This is a genomic window from Nocardioides ureilyticus (assembly GCF_051280745.1).
Taxonomy (GTDB): domain Bacteria; phylum Actinomycetota; class Actinomycetes; order Propionibacteriales; family Nocardioidaceae; genus Nocardioides.
Genome location: NZ_JBNCOG010000019.1, coordinates 34,219 through 48,362, shown reverse-complemented (window position 1 = coordinate 48,362; position 14,144 = coordinate 34,219). Strand labels below are relative to the sequence as shown.

Sequence of the window (14,144 nt, the reverse complement as noted above, 5' to 3'; positions counted from 1 at the left end):
GCTCATCATCGCCACGGCGCCTTGACGTCATCCTCGCCGCAACCACAGCGACGTCGCTGAATGCTTTCATGCGCCCGCACGCTGTTGAGCTCGTCCGTCGCCATCTTTCCGTGGGAGCTATGGCCGCCGGGAGGGAAGAATTGGAGAAGTTCGCACGGGCGACGAACACAATTCCCCTCGAACTTGCGATGAGCCGCCAAGTAAGTTTGCTACGGGACATTGCGGCGCTCTATCGGGCAGTGCGACATCTTCGACACCACCGGCCGAGGATCGTGAACTACGGCACACCGAAAGCTGCAGTTGTAGTAGGTGTAGCCGCGTTCATCTGTCGAGTTCCGGTGAGAATCTACACGGTGCACGGGCTTCGATACGAGACGGCCACCGGCTTCCGTCGGTGGCTTCTGGTGAAGATCGAGGTTCTGGCGTGCTCACTATCCACCAAGGTCGTTACCGTCAGTAGATCTGTGGCCGATGAGCTTATCGCGCAGGGGCAGACCTCCCAGAAAGTTAAGAGCCCCGGGCCAGGCAGTATATCCGGCGTTGACGCAGATAAGTACGCCAGGGATGAGAACGCGCGACGCGACCTCCGAGCTAAGTATAGGCTCGAGGAAACCTGTGTTGTATCGATCTTCATTGGCCGAATCGCTCAAGATAAAGGGATGCTGGACCTCGCTAACGCTTGGGCGAGCGTTTCGGAAGTCGGCCCCTCGCAACTTTGGATCCTGGGTAGGATGGACGGAAGTTCACGTGCGTTGGAGGCTGCCCTCGACGCGCTGAAAGAGCGGACCGACGTGCACTTCTTTGGCCACGTCGACGACATCGTCCCATTCTTGAGTGCGGCCGACATGCTTATTCACCCGAGTCACAGGGAAGGGTTCGGGAATGTCATCATCGAAGCTGCCGCCGCTGGACTTCCAGCGGTCACCTATCGAGTTACAGGTTGCAAGGATGCAGTCGAGGACGGCGTAACCGGGATCATGGCCCGGCAGAGCGTCGATCAGCTGGCCAGTGCGTGGCAGACGCTCAGCCTTGATCACCGATTGAGAAAGCGCCTCGGAAAACAAGCATCGGACCGTGTGAGAAGCACCTTTGATACGCCCACGGTCGTATCGGCACACCTTCGGGAGTACCGAGCATGAGTAGGGCGCTAATCAGCTTACTGATGCCTGTCTCAGCTCCAGCGCCCTACCTGTCTGAGGCGCTCACGTCGATCGTCGAGCAGGAGTTCGAGGACTGGGAGCTCGTATTAGTCGTGGACGGAACGGATCCTGCCATAACGCAGGCCGCGCGGGATGCAATCCCATCGAGCAAACTGATCCTCGTAGAAAGGTCCGTTCGTGGTGGCATTGCGGTCGCCTTGAACGATGGCTTACGTGCCGCTCAAGGTCAGTGGGTCGCGCGCCTCGACGCTGATGACCGCGCTCACCCGCTGCGTCTGCGGAAGCAGTCGGCTTACCTTGAGGACCACCCCGAGACAGTGCTCCTCGGTGCATCTGCGGTTCTTATAGATGTGCGCGGACATGAGACCGGGACTCGGACCGTTGCATCCAGCGGGTCGTTAGCCAGACTGCTCGTGCAAAAAAATCGATTCGTCCATTCCTCTGTCATGTTCAGCGCAGAAGTCGCCCGCCGCCTGGGCGGTTACGATGAGGCGGCTCATCTCCGTGAGGACTACGAGTTATGGATGAGAATGGCTCAGGTCGGCGATACGGCCAATATTCACGAGCCGCTTGTCGACTACCGACTGAGCCCAAACCAAATAAGCCGTCGGCGACCGACAAGAAGGTCTCTGAATCGAATTTGGCGAGCGCAGCGAGAACTTGCTCGGGAGGTCGGAGTCAATCGCTGGATCGCCTTTTTAGAGCGACTGCAGTGGCGAGTTGCGCAGTACCAGTTGATCTCCAATCTAAGGGCGCGAGCGCGCGGGTTGCGGACCCGCTTGCGGTCAGCAGATAAGCGATCAAGCCAATGACCAGGACGGCAAGGCGCAGGCACGAGGCGGCTCTCGCCACCAGTCAACTCCGTGGCGGCCCGTTATCGCTCGGCGCTGGGACCGCCTGGATTGCGCTCAGCAATCTTGTCGCCCGGTCCCTAGGCATGGTTGTCGCCCTCACGATGGCTCTTCTGTTCGCGCCGTCCAGCATCGGGCAGTTCGGCCTCTTGGCCTCTAGTGCTTCCTTTGTCGGCGCAGCAGGTCTCTTGGGCCTCGCCCCACTCGTCACCCGTCAGATCGCGGCCAGCGACGGTGGGGGAACTCAATCGAGTGTGGCGGGCTACTCGCTGGCCGTCACATTGATGATGACCTCGACCATTGCGTTAGGTGTATCGGTTCTCGTCCTAGGGCCAGCGTCTCAAGTTCTCCCGTCGGCGATCGCTACCCCCACCGCGGTCGGCACGCTTAGCCTGTGGGGTTTCGGGTTGGCGCTGAACCCGTTGATCTACGCAATCAGTGCTGGTTACCGAGCCTTCGGTATCTGTACAGCGCTTGGAATCGTGCGCTCGGTTCTTGTTGCGACCGGCACAATCGCAGGCGGAGCCATGGGCGGTGGGGGCGCGGGCTTGGCGCTAGGAGCCGCGGGCGGTGAGCTCTGTGCCGCGTTAGCGGGAGTGTCCTGGCTCTACCGACGAGCATTGATATCGCGACCCCGCGGCGTCGGCGGCGAGGCGCGCGGCAGTCTGCTCAAGCAGGGATTCGTATCGGGTAGTGCCTCATTCGGCATACAGGGTGCGATGTGGGCAGGGCTGGTATGGCTGGCTTCCTCCGAATCTGGACTCGGCGGAACTGCCGCCTTCGTGCTCATCAACCGATTCCTGCTACTCGTGACACTGTATCCGACGGCACTGGCGAGCACGTCCTTGCCATCAATCGCTTCGCTCCCGCCTGAATCTCGCCGGCGCAGAGTGCTGTACCGACGTATGTGGCGCCTAGGCTCTTTGTCGACCTTTCCTGCGGTGTGTTGCGTGGTCATCATCGGGGTCGTGGTTTTGCCGATCTTGGACTCAAGCTACGGGGAGTATCGATGGATGTTCATCGTGATGGCTGTGGTCGGAGGTCTCATGGCATTGAACAACGTGATAGGGGCCGTCGCGGTAGGAACTGGTCGCATCACCGCGTGGGTCGTGAGTGACTGGGTGCTGGGCGCAGTGCTGGTCATCATGGCTGCATTCGCAATACCGCAATGGGGCGCCCTTGGCTTAGCCATATCGCATCTCGCTGCGTACGGTGCGTCGATCGTCGCTCTGGCGCTCGGCAGTCGCCCGACGAGCACGCATCCCAGGACTCCATAATGAGGGTTCTATTGGCTGGAGGGGTGTTCCGGAGAACTGAAGCCGAGCGGCTACTGCAGCAGCCGACACCAGAGATGGTCCTCACCGAGGCATTAACCGCGCGCGGCGTGGACGTCATCAATGTCCCTTTGGAAGACCTGGCGAGGATCATTCGCCCGCGCGACGTCGATCTAGTCCACGTGCACCACCTGAGTAAAGCCGCGGTCGTGGCTGGACTCATGGACCGTTCCGTCCGCTTCGTCTTCACCCGGCACGGGGCCGAGCAGGTGTCGGGATGGAGAAGACGAGCAGGATTACGCTTGGTCATGCGAAGGATGGACGCGGGCGTTTGTTTGAGCCAGAGAGAGCTTGATGATGCTTGTGCCCTCTACCCGGGCACCCGTTCCAAGCTCCGTGTTATACGGAACGGAATGGCGTTTCCGGCGAGTGAGCCAGCGCTGAAGCCAGATGAAGGCGAAATCCATGGCCTCTTTGTCGGTCAACTGATTGGATTGAAGCGAGTGGCCATGATCCTTGATGCTATGGTGGCTGAACCGCGCATGTCACTGAGGCTCGTGTACCATAATAGTTCCCTTGAGCGCCAGTTGAAGCAGAAGTGTAAGGAACTGGGTCTCAATGCTCGCGTCGAGTTCGTCGGTCAACTTTCGGGCGAGGCGCTTTATCGCGAATATCGAAGGGCACATGTGCTGCTGCTCCCCTCCTGGAGTGAGGCCCTACCCAGCGTCGTGACGGAAGCTCTGGCATTTGGGGTGCCCGTCGTTGCGTCGAACGTGGGAGGAATCTCAGAGCAGGTCAGGGGCGCGGGCGTACTCTTCGATCGTGACGATCCGTACGGCCTTCAGATGGCACTTCGGGAGTACGCTACCAACCGGCATAGTCTGAATGGTCAGGCGAAACTGAGGTCGCTTGAAGTTCGAGACGAGTTCTCGGTTGAGACGATGGCGAAGGAACACCTAGCCCTATATGAAAGGCTGATGGAAACCTAGCTATGCGCATCGTACATATCGGGCCTTCTGAGGTCCCAGTTGTATCTGATCGAGGCGGTGCCGTTCAACGGCGAATCCTAGAACTGTCGAAGGTCCAGGCCCAGTCTGGGAACAACGTGGTCGTACTGTCTCCGGACTCGGCAGCGGACAACGTCCGCGTGGATGGAGTCGAAATTGTGTCCTTAGGCCTTCGGGCGCGGCGACCGTTGCGGGACTATGAGTTCCTGCTCAGAGCGCGAAAGTACCTGAATGGCTTCTCCGGGGACGTGCTACACGCACATGGGTCGCCCGACGCGGCGCGGGTACTAGGCGGCGTCTTTCGGAAGCGGGTGCTCACGGTCGACTTCTTCAGGTATCGTCTGACGTCCAATCGCTATGGTCGGCGGTATTATGTGGAGGCTCTCCGCAAATTTGATGCGATCGCGCCCGTCTCCGATTATTGCAAGGGGGAGTTCGCCCGCTTCTATCCCGAAGTGGATGTTCCGCTCACGATGGTGCCGAACGGCGTGGACCTAGGTCAGTTCAAGCCTGACGCTGTGGCGGCTGATGCCGCCCGAAGGCACCTCAAGCTCCCACCGGGTGACCTCGTCGTGTACTTGGGACGCGTGTGCGAACAGAAGGGTTCGGACCTTCTTGGTCCTCTCGCCCGGCTGTTGGCTGAGAGCGCGCCGGAAACAACGGTCGTCGCCGTAGGCCCTCCCGACCGATTCGGAGCGGTCGGCAAGAGCGATCTCATGCGCAAACTTGAGTCGGAAGGCGTGGTTTGTACCGGCGCCGTATCTGAACACGTGTTGGCTGGCGTTCTTAACTGTGCCAGCGTTGTTGTCCTGCCGACGCGTCAAAATGAGATGTTCGGGATGGCCGCCATCGAGGCGTTGGCGTGCGGGACCCCTGTAGTCGCGAGCGATCTCGGAGGCATTCCCCAGGCGGTTGGTACCGCAGGGCACCTGTTCAAGGTCGGCGATCGTGCCGCGTTCCATGAGAGCGTACTCAGTGTCCTTAGCGATGACTCTCCGCCAGAAGTGCGGGTGCGCCATTGCGTGGAGCAGGCCGCGAAGTATCGGTGGCCCGAGATCGCCGATATGACGGCCGCGGTTTACGCGGCGTAGTGACCGTCTTCCCTGGATTGGGACGTGGTGGATGCGAACCTTTAGTGCTCTAGCTTGCATGTCAGCTGTTATCGTGTTGGCTGGTCTCGCTCTTCTGACCGCAGCGCCAGCTACGTACTGCCTCACCGGTTCTGCCATCGGCTTGGTGGTCGCCTTGGGGGTGGTGCGGTCAGGTGAGATGGACATGACCCGCCTGCGAGTCATTGACCCCTTTCTGGCCATCGCAGCTCTTGCCGGCACGGTGTTGCCCATTGTGTTCGTCTTGTCCGGACACGTCGATGTTGGCTTCCGCGCACTGGCGTCCGATGATTTGGCCGTGCGCTCGCAACTGGCGCTTCTGGTTTTCGTGGCCGGGACGGTGTGGGGCTGGCACGGCCTAGCTCCGAAGCTTGGGAGGGGACTAAGAGTGCCCGTGACCTGGCCGCCTTCCTCTGCCGGCTTCTTGATACTAAGCTTGGGGCTCTTCGGTCTCGCTGTTCGCTTGGCTGGTGGTAAGGAATCCGGCTCGGTCACATCGGCGATCGTCGATATCCCGCCGTTACTCGGGCTCTTCGGGACTCTTTTGACGCCGCTTACGGCTGCTGGGGCGTTCTTGCTGATCGGGCGCTCAGCGTCCGTCTCCGGGGCGGTCGTGAAGAGTGCGGCGCTCATCCCGATCGTCGTCTACGCTCTCGGAACATTCTCGCTCAATCGAGCCGTGTTCGTCGTGCCTTTCATGTCGGCCATTCTCGTCCTAGTGCGAATGGGTCGAGTGCGCCGTCTGGGGACTTGGCTCACCGCCAGTGCTGTCGGCATTCTTGTCTTCTTCGTGAGCGTGGGGCAGGCTCGACAAGAGCAACTGGGTGGAGCTGGCGCCGAAGCGCTCGGTTTCTTCGCGACTCTCGAAAGAAGCCTCTTCGTCTATTTTCAGTCCCCCCACCTAGTGGGCGTGGCGTACTCTCAGCCTGACTGGTTCGATCTTCGGAGTCTTTCTGCTTCGTTATTCGCTCCGATCCCGACTTTCGGTGAGGGATTTCGGGGTTCGGCCGGCGCGGATCACTACAACTACATCATTTATGGCGGAGCGGCGAACGATCAAATTCTGCCGTTATGGGCTGAACTTGATCTTTCCGTGGGCCTCATTCCGTTGCTGCTCTTTGCCGTACTGTTCGGTCGGTTGCTTCGCCAGCTTGAAAATCGAATGAGCGCGGAGTCGTCTGCGCTTCAACTTTATGTCGCCTCCTTTGTCTCGCTTTGGCTCGCTCAGGCTCCGATAGTCTCGCTGTCGGTTCTCTCGCAGATCGCTTGCTACTTCGTCTTGCCCCTGCTCATTGTCTCCAGAATGGTTGGCCAAGGTGCCCTGCGTTCCGATGCGAACGGCGTAGCGCCGCCCGTTCGAGCAAGATGACGGCGTCGCGCCGTAAGACTGGCTCAAGGCGGGGTCTCGTCAGTTGGGGTGCTCAGACGTGCGCCTAACCTCCCTGTGTCAATTTCCGTCCTCTCGGTGCCGCGACCGTCGAGGAGCTTCAAGCGCGCTGTCCCGATGCTGGTCAGTGACCGACGACCCGCAGGATCTGCAGGCTCGTCCTTCCTGCGGACTGTCTGGAGCCATGCGGTCGGCGATATAGCGGACGTTGATGCTGGTGTGCCGTTGTCTTCGGCGGCGCTGATGGCAACAAAGACATCTGCGGCAATTTCCGCGAGTCGATGCACTGCTCAGGTTGTGGGTTGGCAGATCACCAGCGGGGCACGCGACGTCTCAAGGTGCCAACACGATTGGTCAGGGCTTGGTAATCGGGCGGCGTCATGGCGACCTCTAGCCGTGATGCGAGCGAGTTTTTAGGCCACGAAGTGGGTGCCGGCACATGACACTCAGGGACGCTTCGCTACTTGAGGCGGGTCTGTGGCCTAATCGCCGAAGAGGTCCGCGGCGCCAGGAACACTAGCGGAGCCTCGAGCATCAGGTGCTGTACCTGGACGAAGGTAGTGGCGACACGCCGAAGGCAGGCTGTAGCCCCCAAAGTCGCCAAGCCAGCTGTAGGCGGCGAAGGGGGACGGCAGCGGCGTATCTAAAAGGACCTACCTACCCGGCGCTATTGATCATCCCGGCGCCGACGGTGACGCCGGTCGCCTCGTCGATGAGGATGAACGACCCGGTGGTCCGGTTCTGCGAGTACGGGTCGCACAGCAGCGGCACGGTGGTGCGCAGCTGGACGCGGCCGATCTCGTTGACCCCGAGCTCCTTGGTCTCCTGGTCGCGGTGCAGGGTGTTGACGTCCAGGCGGTACTGGATGTCCTTGACCAGGGCACGAGCCGTGCGGGTCGTGTGCTTGATGGCCAGCTTCTGCCGCGGCTTGAGCGGGGTGGTGGTCATCCAGCAAATCATCGCGTCGATGTCCTGGCTGGGCTGCGGCGCGTTGCGCACCCGGGCGATCATGTCGCCGCGGGAGACGTCGACGTCGTCCTCGAGGCGGACGGTGACCGACATCGGCGGGAACGCCTCGGTGATTTCCCGGTCGAAGAGGTCGATGCCGGCGATCTTGCTGGTCATGCCGGAGGGCAGGACGACGACCTCGTCGCCCGGCTTCAGCACGCCGCCGGCGACCATGCCACCGTACCCGCGGTAGTCGTGGTGCTCGTCCGACTTCGGGCGCACGACGTACTGCACGGGGAAGCGCGCGTCGATGAGGTCGCGGTCGGAGGCGACGTGGACGTTCTCGAGGTGGTGCATCAGCGTGGGGCCGGAGTACCACGACATGTTCTCCGACCGGTTCACCACGTTGTCGCCGGCGAGCGCCGAGATCGGGATGACCGCGAGGTCGGGGATGTTCAGCTTCGTGGCGAACTGCGTGAACTCCTGGTGGATCTTGTCGTAGACCTCCTGCGAGAAGTCGACGAGGTCCATCTTGTTCACGGCGAGCACCAGGTGGGGGACCCGCAGCAGCGAGAGGATCACCGCGTGCCGGCGGGACTGCTCGGTGAGGCCCTGGCGGGCGTCGACGAGCACGAGCCCGAGGTCCGCGGTCGAGGCGCCCGTGACCATGTTCCGGGTGTACTGCACGTGGCCCGGGGTGTCGGCGATGATGAACTTGCGGTTCGGCGTCGCGAAGTAGCGGTAGGCCACGTCGATGGTAATGCCCTGCTCGCGCTCGGACCGGAGGCCGTCGGTGAGCAGCGCGAGGTCGGTGTAGTCGTAGCCCTTGGACTTCGACGTCGACTCCACGGCCTCGAGCTGGTCCTCGAAGATCGACTTCGAGTCCAGCAGCAGCCGACCGATGAGGGTGGACTTGCCGTCGTCGACCGAGCCCGCGGTGGCGAACCGGAGCAGGTCCATCCGGTCGCTCTTCACGGTGCCGCGGCCCTCGGTCTCGGGGTAGGTCTCGACCGGCGAATCGTTGGTGCTCATCAGAAGTAGCCTTCCTTCTTCCGGTCCTCCATGGCGGCCTCGGAGAACCGGTCGTCGCCACGGGTGGCGCCGCGCTCGGTGACGCGGGCGATGGCGACCTCGTCGATGATCTCGTCGATGGTGCTGGCGGTCGACTCCACGCAGCCGGTCAGCGTCAGGTCGCCGACGGTGCGGAAGCGGACGGTGCGCTCGGTGACCGTCTCGCCAGCCCTCAGCGGGTTGTGCTCGCTCTCGCTCAGCAGCATGCCGTCGCGCTCGAAGACGCGGCGCTGGTGGGAGAAGTAGATGGAGGGGATCTCGATCCCCTCGCGGCCGATGTAGTCCCAGATGTCCAGCTCGGTCCAGTTGGAGATCGGGAAGATCCGCATGTGCTCGCCCTCGTGGAGGCGGCCGTTGTAGAGGCTCCAGAGCTCGGGGCGCTGGTTCTTCGGGTCCCACTGGCCGAACTCGTCGCGGTGGGAGTAGACGCGCTCCTTGGCGCGGGCCTTCTCCTCGTCGCGGCGGCCGCCACCGAAGGCGGCGGTGAAGCCGTTCTCCTCGATGGCGTGGAGCAGGGTGCCGATCTGCAGCCGGTTGCGGCTGGTCTTGCCGTCGTCGACGACGACGCCGTTGGCGATCGCCTCCTCGACGCTGGCGACGATCAGGCGCACGCCGAGCCGGTTGACCCAGTTGTCGCGGGTCGCGAGGACCTCGGGGAAGTCGTAGCCGGTGTCGACCTGCAGCACCGGGAACGGGATCTTCGCCGGGTAGAAGGCCTTCTCGGCCAGGCGCATCATCACGATGGAGTCCTTGCCGCCCGAGAACATCAGGACGGGCTTCTCGAACTCGGCGGCGACCTCACGGAAGATGTGGATCGACTCCGCCTCCAGCTGGTCGAGCTGGCTCAGCCGGTAGTCGGCGTGGGTTTGAGTCATGACGTGCGCAGGACCTCTCGTCGGGACAGCAGCCGTCATCGTAGCCACCGGCGCTCGCCACGGTCGAAGTCGCGTCCGCCACGGACCAGCCACCGGCGCAGCAGCGCGACGGCCAGCGCCCCCAGGAGCCCGCCGGCGGTGTTGGCGACGATGTCGACGTGCGTGGCCGAGCGGGCCGGCAGCAGCAGTGCCTGCGTGGTCTCCACGGCGGTGGACCCGACGAAGGCCCACGACGTCCAGTCGCGCCAGTCCCATGCGGCGGTGCGGCCGACCTCGGCCAGGCCGACCAGCACCGGCACCGGCACGATCACGAGCACGTTGGCCAGGAACTCCATCCGGCTCGGGTCAGTGAGGGCGGCGGGCAGGCCCGTGTCGGCGGCGGTCTCGCTCATCCAGGCGACCAGCGCCGAGGGCGCGTCCGGCGTCGGCGCCAGCAGGCCCCACGCCAGGAGGAGCAGGTACGCCACGAGCGCGACGGTCGCGAGGCGCCTTCGGGCGTCGTCCACAGTTCACTCCTTGGCCGGGCCCCCGCAACCTACTGGCTCGGGGTCGCACCGCCTCGGTGTCCCTAGACTCCGCTCCGTGCGCATCTCCGTCTTCGGCTGCGGCTACCTCGGTGCCGTCCACGCCGCCTGCATGACCAAGCTGGGCCACGACGTGGTCGGCGTGGACGTGGTCGAGGACCACGTGGCGGCGCTGGCGCGCGGCGAGGCGCCGTTCTTCGAGCCGGGCCTCGAGGACCTGCTGGTCGAGGGCGTCGGCACCGGGCGACTCGAGTTCACGACGGACCCGCAGCGGGCCGCGGACGCGACGGTCCACTTCGTGTGCGTCGGCACGCCGCAGAAGCGCGGGGAGAAGGCCGCCGACCTCCGCTACATCTGGTCGGCCACGGAGAACCTGCTGCCCCTGCTGAAGCCGGGTGACGTGGTCGTCGGCAAGTCCACGGTTCCGGTGGGCACCGCCGAGGAGCTGGCCGAGCGGGTGGCGGCGGTCCAGCCCGAGGCGGAGGTGGTGTGGAACCCGGAGTTCCTCCGCGAGGGCTTCGCCGTGCAGGACACGCTCCACCCGGACCGGTTCGTCTACGGCCTCGGCGACGCCGAGTCCGGCCGCCGGGCAGCCGCCACGCTCGACGAGGTGTACGCCGAGGCGCTCGCGGCGGGCACGCCGAAGATCGAGACCGACCTGGCCACGGCGCAGCTGGTCAAGGTGGCGGCCAACTCCTTCCTCGCCACGAAGATCTCCTTCATCAACGCGATGGCCGAGCTGTGCGAGGCCACCGGCGCCGACGTGACGGCGCTGGCCGACGCGATCGGCCACGACTCCCGGATCGGCCGCAAGTTCCTCAACGCGGGCGTCGGCTTCGGCGGCGGCTGCCTGCCCAAGGACATCCGCGCCTTCATGGCGCGCGCCGGCGAGCTCGGCGTCGACCAGGCGCTGAGCTTCCTGCGGGAGGTGGACTCCATCAACCTGCGCCGGCGGGTGCGGATGGTCGACCTCGCCCGCGAGGTGTGCGGCGGCTCCATCGTCGGCCGTCGGATCGCCGTGCTCGGCGCGGCGTTCAAGCCCAACAGCGACGACATCCGCGACTCCCCGGCGCTCAACGTCGCCGCGCAGATGCAGCTCCAGGGCGCGCAGGTGACCGTGACCGACCCCAAGGCCATCGACAACGCGAGCAAGGCCTGGCCGGACCTCGCCTTTGAGGCGACCGTGGAGGACGCGGTCCGCGACGCTGACGCCGTCCTGCTTCTCACCGAGTGGCCCGAGTATGTGGCGCTCGATCCGGTCGACCTGGCCACGCACGTGACCGGGCCCCGGATCATCGATGGGCGCAACGCTCTCGATCCGGTCGTGTGGCGCAGCGCCGGGTGGACCTATCGGGCCTTGGGCCGGCCCTAGCGTCGAAGTCGAGCTAGATGCCGGCGCCCAATGAAAGCAATGTGACTGCCGACTCTGTCGTCCTCGTTCGCTGAGACGCTCGTCGACCGGGTTTCGGTGCGACGGCTGGCGGCGGCTGGCGTCATCGCGGCCAAGTGCGGCGAACACGTTCCGCTTCCTCGACGCAGACAGCGCGCTCATCCGCGCGTCCTCGTCATTACAAACCTTGCCGTCGGCCATGCGGCTCGCTATGGAGTGCCACATCGACGGTTCCACGACGCTTCCGATGTCGCCGGACCGCCCCTTCCGCGCCTCCCCCGTCACGGCTACCTCGCGCTCTGTGCCGAGCGTTCATCTCCTACAACAACCAGTCCGACCCTTTCGGAGACGATGGTCTAGAAAGCCGAGGCCGCGATCCTGATGCACGCCCTCGGTCTCAACGGACGACGCCAGCGAGTTGTTCACCCGTGCGGCAGACCGGTCCGGCTACATCCGCAATCAGCACGCCATCGTTCGCACCGAGGCGCGCGGCGGAAAGCCGCTCGCGACGCAGGTCGATGCCGTTGACGCGGTCGTTCGCGGTCCGGTACGACACCATCGTCGACATTGGATGCTGGGAGTTCGGCGGCTAGCCGGTAATCCCTACCGGCCAGCTGTCCGACACTGCGCTCCGCGAGCCTTCGGTGTTGACTTGAGTTTCTGGACGTCACCGCCGAAGGAATAGGAAATTGTTCACGTAACCGGCACCAATGTCCACGGTGCCGTCCGCATTCTGCGTGAGCCATCTGTCCTGCCACTCGTGTGCGTCGAATTCCCGCCAGGGCAGCAGGTCATCGCCACGGACGCCCCAGCCGCGGTAATTGCGGTCGACGATCCAGTGAACGACATCCTCGACGACGGACTCGGCCAGGTGTCGATTCTCGATTTCGATAATGATCGCGGGCCCGCATCGCTCGATGGTTTCGGCGGCGCCTTGCAGCACAGCCAGTTCATGACCTTCTACATCGATTTTGAGGGCTGACACCTCGCTGTGGGGGGGTAGAAGCTCATCCAGCAAGACGGTCCGCACCAGGAACGTGTCATGCGGACCCGGCCGGCTCTCTAGGCTTCCGAGCGGAGGTACTGCGCTACCCCCCTCATCCGTGGGCACCGCGAACGAGGCGACTCCCCGCCTGTCGGAGGCGGCGAGGTTGAGCGGCGTAACAGGCGCGCCCCAGGTCGAGTTGACGAGCTCGGCGAATACCTCCGGATTCGGCTCAAGCGCGAGCACGCGGCCGCGCCGGCCGACCGCGCGCGCCGAAGCCATCGCGAAGTTACCGACGCTGGCGCCAACATCCACGGTCATCGTGCCTGGCTGCGAGTGCTCCGCAAACCGCCGAAGCTCGCCGCCCTTCGGCGAACGCCGCAACTGCTTCAGTCGGTACTCCGTAAGCACTCGCGCGGTTACGGGGTGACTCCGAGCGGCTGCTCCCAACTTCGGTCGAGCCATAACTACTCCTCAAGTGTTGCCTGGCCAGGCGGTGACAGACTAGAGGTTCCCGCCCGTCCGGCCGTTGGCGAAAGCGACTCTCGGTTTCCACATGCGCTGTCGGCGGGGAAGACTTGGTTGTCAAAAGGGACTGCACTCGAGGACTGATCCGTACCTACTGCCGCTGGCGGTCGTGGTACCAAGCCGCGGCGTTGTTGTCGAAGGCCGGCAGGCCGCGGGTCTGGCGCACCCAGCCCCAGGCGAGCGGGCCCAGCAGGAGCATGCCGGCGCCGATGATGCCGACCACCTCGGCGGGGACCTCGAGCATCTTCAGGCCGGTGAGGGTGAGCACGATGACGATGCCGCGGCGGATCACCGACTGGCTGACCCAGCTGGCCATCCGCGCGCCGAGGAACGTGCCCGGCGTACCGCCCACGATCAGCGGGATCAGCACCGCCCAGTCGACGCCGTTGACGATGACGTGGCCGATGGCCGCGGCGAGCACCAGGGGCACCGCCTGGACGAGGTCGGTGCCGACCAGCTTCAGCGCCGACAGCGTCGGGTAGAGCAGCAGCAGGGCGACCATGATGAGCGAGCCCGACCCGACCGAGGTGATGCCGACCAGCAGGCCGCCGACCGCGCCCACGATCAGGGTCGGGATCGGGCGGATGTCCGGCTCGCCGGCGGGCGCCTCGTTGCCGGAGGTCACCAGGCGCAACTGGAGGTACATCCGCAGCGCGTAGCTCGCCGCCGCGAAGAGCAGCGCGATGCCGATCGCGGTCACCAGGAAGTCCTCGGCATCCTGGCCGCCGAGCTCCTGGACGATGAAGCCACCGGCCAGCGCGAACGGCACCGATCCCGCGATCAGGTAGCCCGCCAGCTTGAGGTTCGGCGAGCCGGTGCGCCAGTGGACCGACGCGCCGACCGTCTTGTTGACGGCGGCGGCCACCAGGTCGTTCGCCACTGCGGCGGTCGGCGGGATGCCGAGGAAGATCAGCGCCGGCGTCATCAGCGCCCCGCCGCCCATCCCCGTGAGGCCGACGACGATGCCGACGCCGAAGCTCACCGCCAGCACGGCGAGCGCGGCGGTGGTGAAGAGGTCGTCCATGGAGGTCCTTC

13 protein-coding genes are annotated in these 14,144 nt (G+C 64.4%); 7 read left to right on the top strand and 6 right to left on the bottom strand.

Features of this window, described 5'->3' with window-relative positions; translation table 11 throughout:
- Positions 1-68: 68 nt before the first annotated feature.
- The 6 genes from ACSMHG_RS12200 (at position 69) to ACSMHG_RS12175 (ending at position 6,770) form a co-directional block, all read left to right on the top strand.
- A complete protein-coding gene (locus tag ACSMHG_RS12200) occupies positions 69-1,139 on the top strand; it encodes a glycosyltransferase (protein ID WP_435745307.1) in 1,071 nt (356 codons plus the stop codon).
- The gene (locus tag ACSMHG_RS12195; RefSeq protein ID WP_435745305.1) at positions 1,136-1,972 is read left to right on the top strand and encodes a glycosyltransferase; all 837 of its coding nucleotides are present in this window, start codon (positions 1,136-1,138) and stop codon (positions 1,970-1,972) included. Before ACSMHG_RS12200 ends, ACSMHG_RS12195 begins: the two co-directional genes overlap by 4 nt.
- 125 nt (positions 1,973-2,097) lie before the next feature.
- The gene (locus tag ACSMHG_RS12190; protein WP_435745303.1) at positions 2,098-3,288 is read left to right on the top strand and encodes a polysaccharide biosynthesis protein; all 1,191 of its coding nucleotides are present in this window, start codon (positions 2,098-2,100) and stop codon (positions 3,286-3,288) included.
- A 74-nt stretch (positions 3,289-3,362) separates the two neighbouring features.
- A complete protein-coding gene (locus ACSMHG_RS12185; RefSeq protein WP_435745301.1) occupies positions 3,363-4,274 on the top strand; it encodes a glycosyltransferase family 4 protein in 912 nt (303 codons plus the stop codon).
- 2 nt (positions 4,275-4,276) lie between these two features.
- Positions 4,277-5,383: a glycosyltransferase family 4 protein gene (locus ACSMHG_RS12180; protein WP_435745299.1), complete on the top strand. Its 1,107-nt coding sequence runs from the start codon at positions 4,277-4,279 to the stop codon at positions 5,381-5,383.
- Between the two features lie 178 nt (positions 5,384-5,561).
- Positions 5,562-6,770, top strand: coding sequence for a hypothetical protein (locus tag ACSMHG_RS12175; protein WP_435745297.1), 1,209 nt, complete (start codon positions 5,562-5,564; stop codon positions 6,768-6,770).
- Between the two features lie 675 nt (positions 6,771-7,445).
- Here the strand turns inward: ACSMHG_RS12175 and ACSMHG_RS12170 are convergent.
- The 3 genes from ACSMHG_RS12170 to ACSMHG_RS12160 form a co-directional block, all read right to left on the bottom strand.
- Positions 7,446-8,696, bottom strand: a complete 1,251-nt coding sequence (locus ACSMHG_RS12170) for a sulfate adenylyltransferase subunit 1 (RefSeq protein ID WP_435745388.1) — start codon at positions 8,694-8,696, stop codon at positions 7,446-7,448.
- 71 nt (positions 8,697-8,767) lie between these two features.
- Positions 8,768-9,682 carry a sulfate adenylyltransferase subunit CysD gene (cysD, locus tag ACSMHG_RS12165; RefSeq protein ID WP_435745295.1) on the bottom strand — a complete coding sequence of 305 codons (915 nt, stop codon included), beginning with the start codon at positions 9,680-9,682 and terminating at the stop codon, positions 8,768-8,770.
- A 35-nt stretch (positions 9,683-9,717) separates the two neighbouring features.
- Entirely contained in the window at positions 9,718-10,188 is a 471-nt protein-coding gene (locus tag ACSMHG_RS12160) for a VanZ family protein (protein WP_435745293.1), read from the bottom strand.
- 76 nt (positions 10,189-10,264) lie between these two features.
- Here ACSMHG_RS12160 and ACSMHG_RS12155 point away from each other — a divergent pair, with 76 nt between their 5' ends.
- Entirely contained in the window at positions 10,265-11,578 is a 1,314-nt protein-coding gene (locus ACSMHG_RS12155) for a UDP-glucose dehydrogenase family protein (RefSeq protein ID WP_435745291.1), read from the top strand.
- 415 nt (positions 11,579-11,993) lie between these two features.
- On the opposite strand, the gene ACSMHG_RS12150 is transcribed toward ACSMHG_RS12155, so the two are convergent.
- The 3 genes from ACSMHG_RS12150 to ACSMHG_RS12140 form a co-directional block, all read right to left on the bottom strand.
- Positions 11,994-12,164: a hypothetical protein gene (locus ACSMHG_RS12150; protein ID WP_435745288.1), complete on the bottom strand. Its 171-nt coding sequence runs from the start codon at positions 12,162-12,164 to the stop codon at positions 11,994-11,996.
- Between the two features lie 99 nt (positions 12,165-12,263).
- Complete coding sequence (locus ACSMHG_RS12145; RefSeq protein ID WP_435745286.1) at positions 12,264-12,902, bottom strand: FkbM family methyltransferase; 639 nt, start codon at positions 12,900-12,902, stop codon at positions 12,264-12,266.
- 298 nt (positions 12,903-13,200) lie between these two features.
- The gene (locus tag ACSMHG_RS12140) at positions 13,201-14,133 is read right to left on the bottom strand and encodes a sulfite exporter TauE/SafE family protein (protein WP_435745284.1); all 933 of its coding nucleotides are present in this window, start codon (positions 14,131-14,133) and stop codon (positions 13,201-13,203) included.
- Positions 14,134-14,144 lie beyond the last annotated feature (11 nt).

Bases quoted from the DNA above. Each gene is read 5' to 3' on its own strand.
- ACSMHG_RS12200 (WP_435745307.1), top strand. From the start codon at position 69: ATGCGCCCGCACGCTGTTGAGCTCGTCCGTCGCCATCTTTCCGTGGGA.
- ACSMHG_RS12195 (WP_435745305.1), top strand. From the start codon at position 1,136: ATGAGTAGGGCGCTAATCAGCTTACTGATGCCTGTCTCAGCTCCAGCG.
- ACSMHG_RS12190 (WP_435745303.1), top strand. From the start codon at position 2,098: ATGGTTGTCGCCCTCACGATGGCTCTTCTGTTCGCGCCGTCCAGCATC.
- ACSMHG_RS12185 (WP_435745301.1), top strand. From the start codon at position 3,363: ATGGTCCTCACCGAGGCATTAACCGCGCGCGGCGTGGACGTCATCAAT.
- ACSMHG_RS12180 (WP_435745299.1), top strand. From the start codon at position 4,277: ATGCGCATCGTACATATCGGGCCTTCTGAGGTCCCAGTTGTATCTGAT.
- ACSMHG_RS12175 (WP_435745297.1), top strand. From the start codon at position 5,562: ATGGACATGACCCGCCTGCGAGTCATTGACCCCTTTCTGGCCATCGCA.
- ACSMHG_RS12170 (WP_435745388.1), bottom strand. From the start codon at position 8,696: ATGGACCTGCTCCGGTTCGCCACCGCGGGCTCGGTCGACGACGGCAAG.
- cysD (WP_435745295.1), bottom strand. From the start codon at position 9,682: ATGACTCAAACCCACGCCGACTACCGGCTGAGCCAGCTCGACCAGCTG.
- ACSMHG_RS12150 (WP_435745288.1), bottom strand. From the start codon at position 12,164: ATGTCGACGATGGTGTCGTACCGGACCGCGAACGACCGCGTCAACGGC.
- ACSMHG_RS12145 (WP_435745286.1), bottom strand. From the start codon at position 12,902: ATGACCGTGGATGTTGGCGCCAGCGTCGGTAACTTCGCGATGGCTTCG.
- ACSMHG_RS12140 (WP_435745284.1), bottom strand. From the start codon at position 14,133: ATGGACGACCTCTTCACCACCGCCGCGCTCGCCGTGCTGGCGGTGAGC.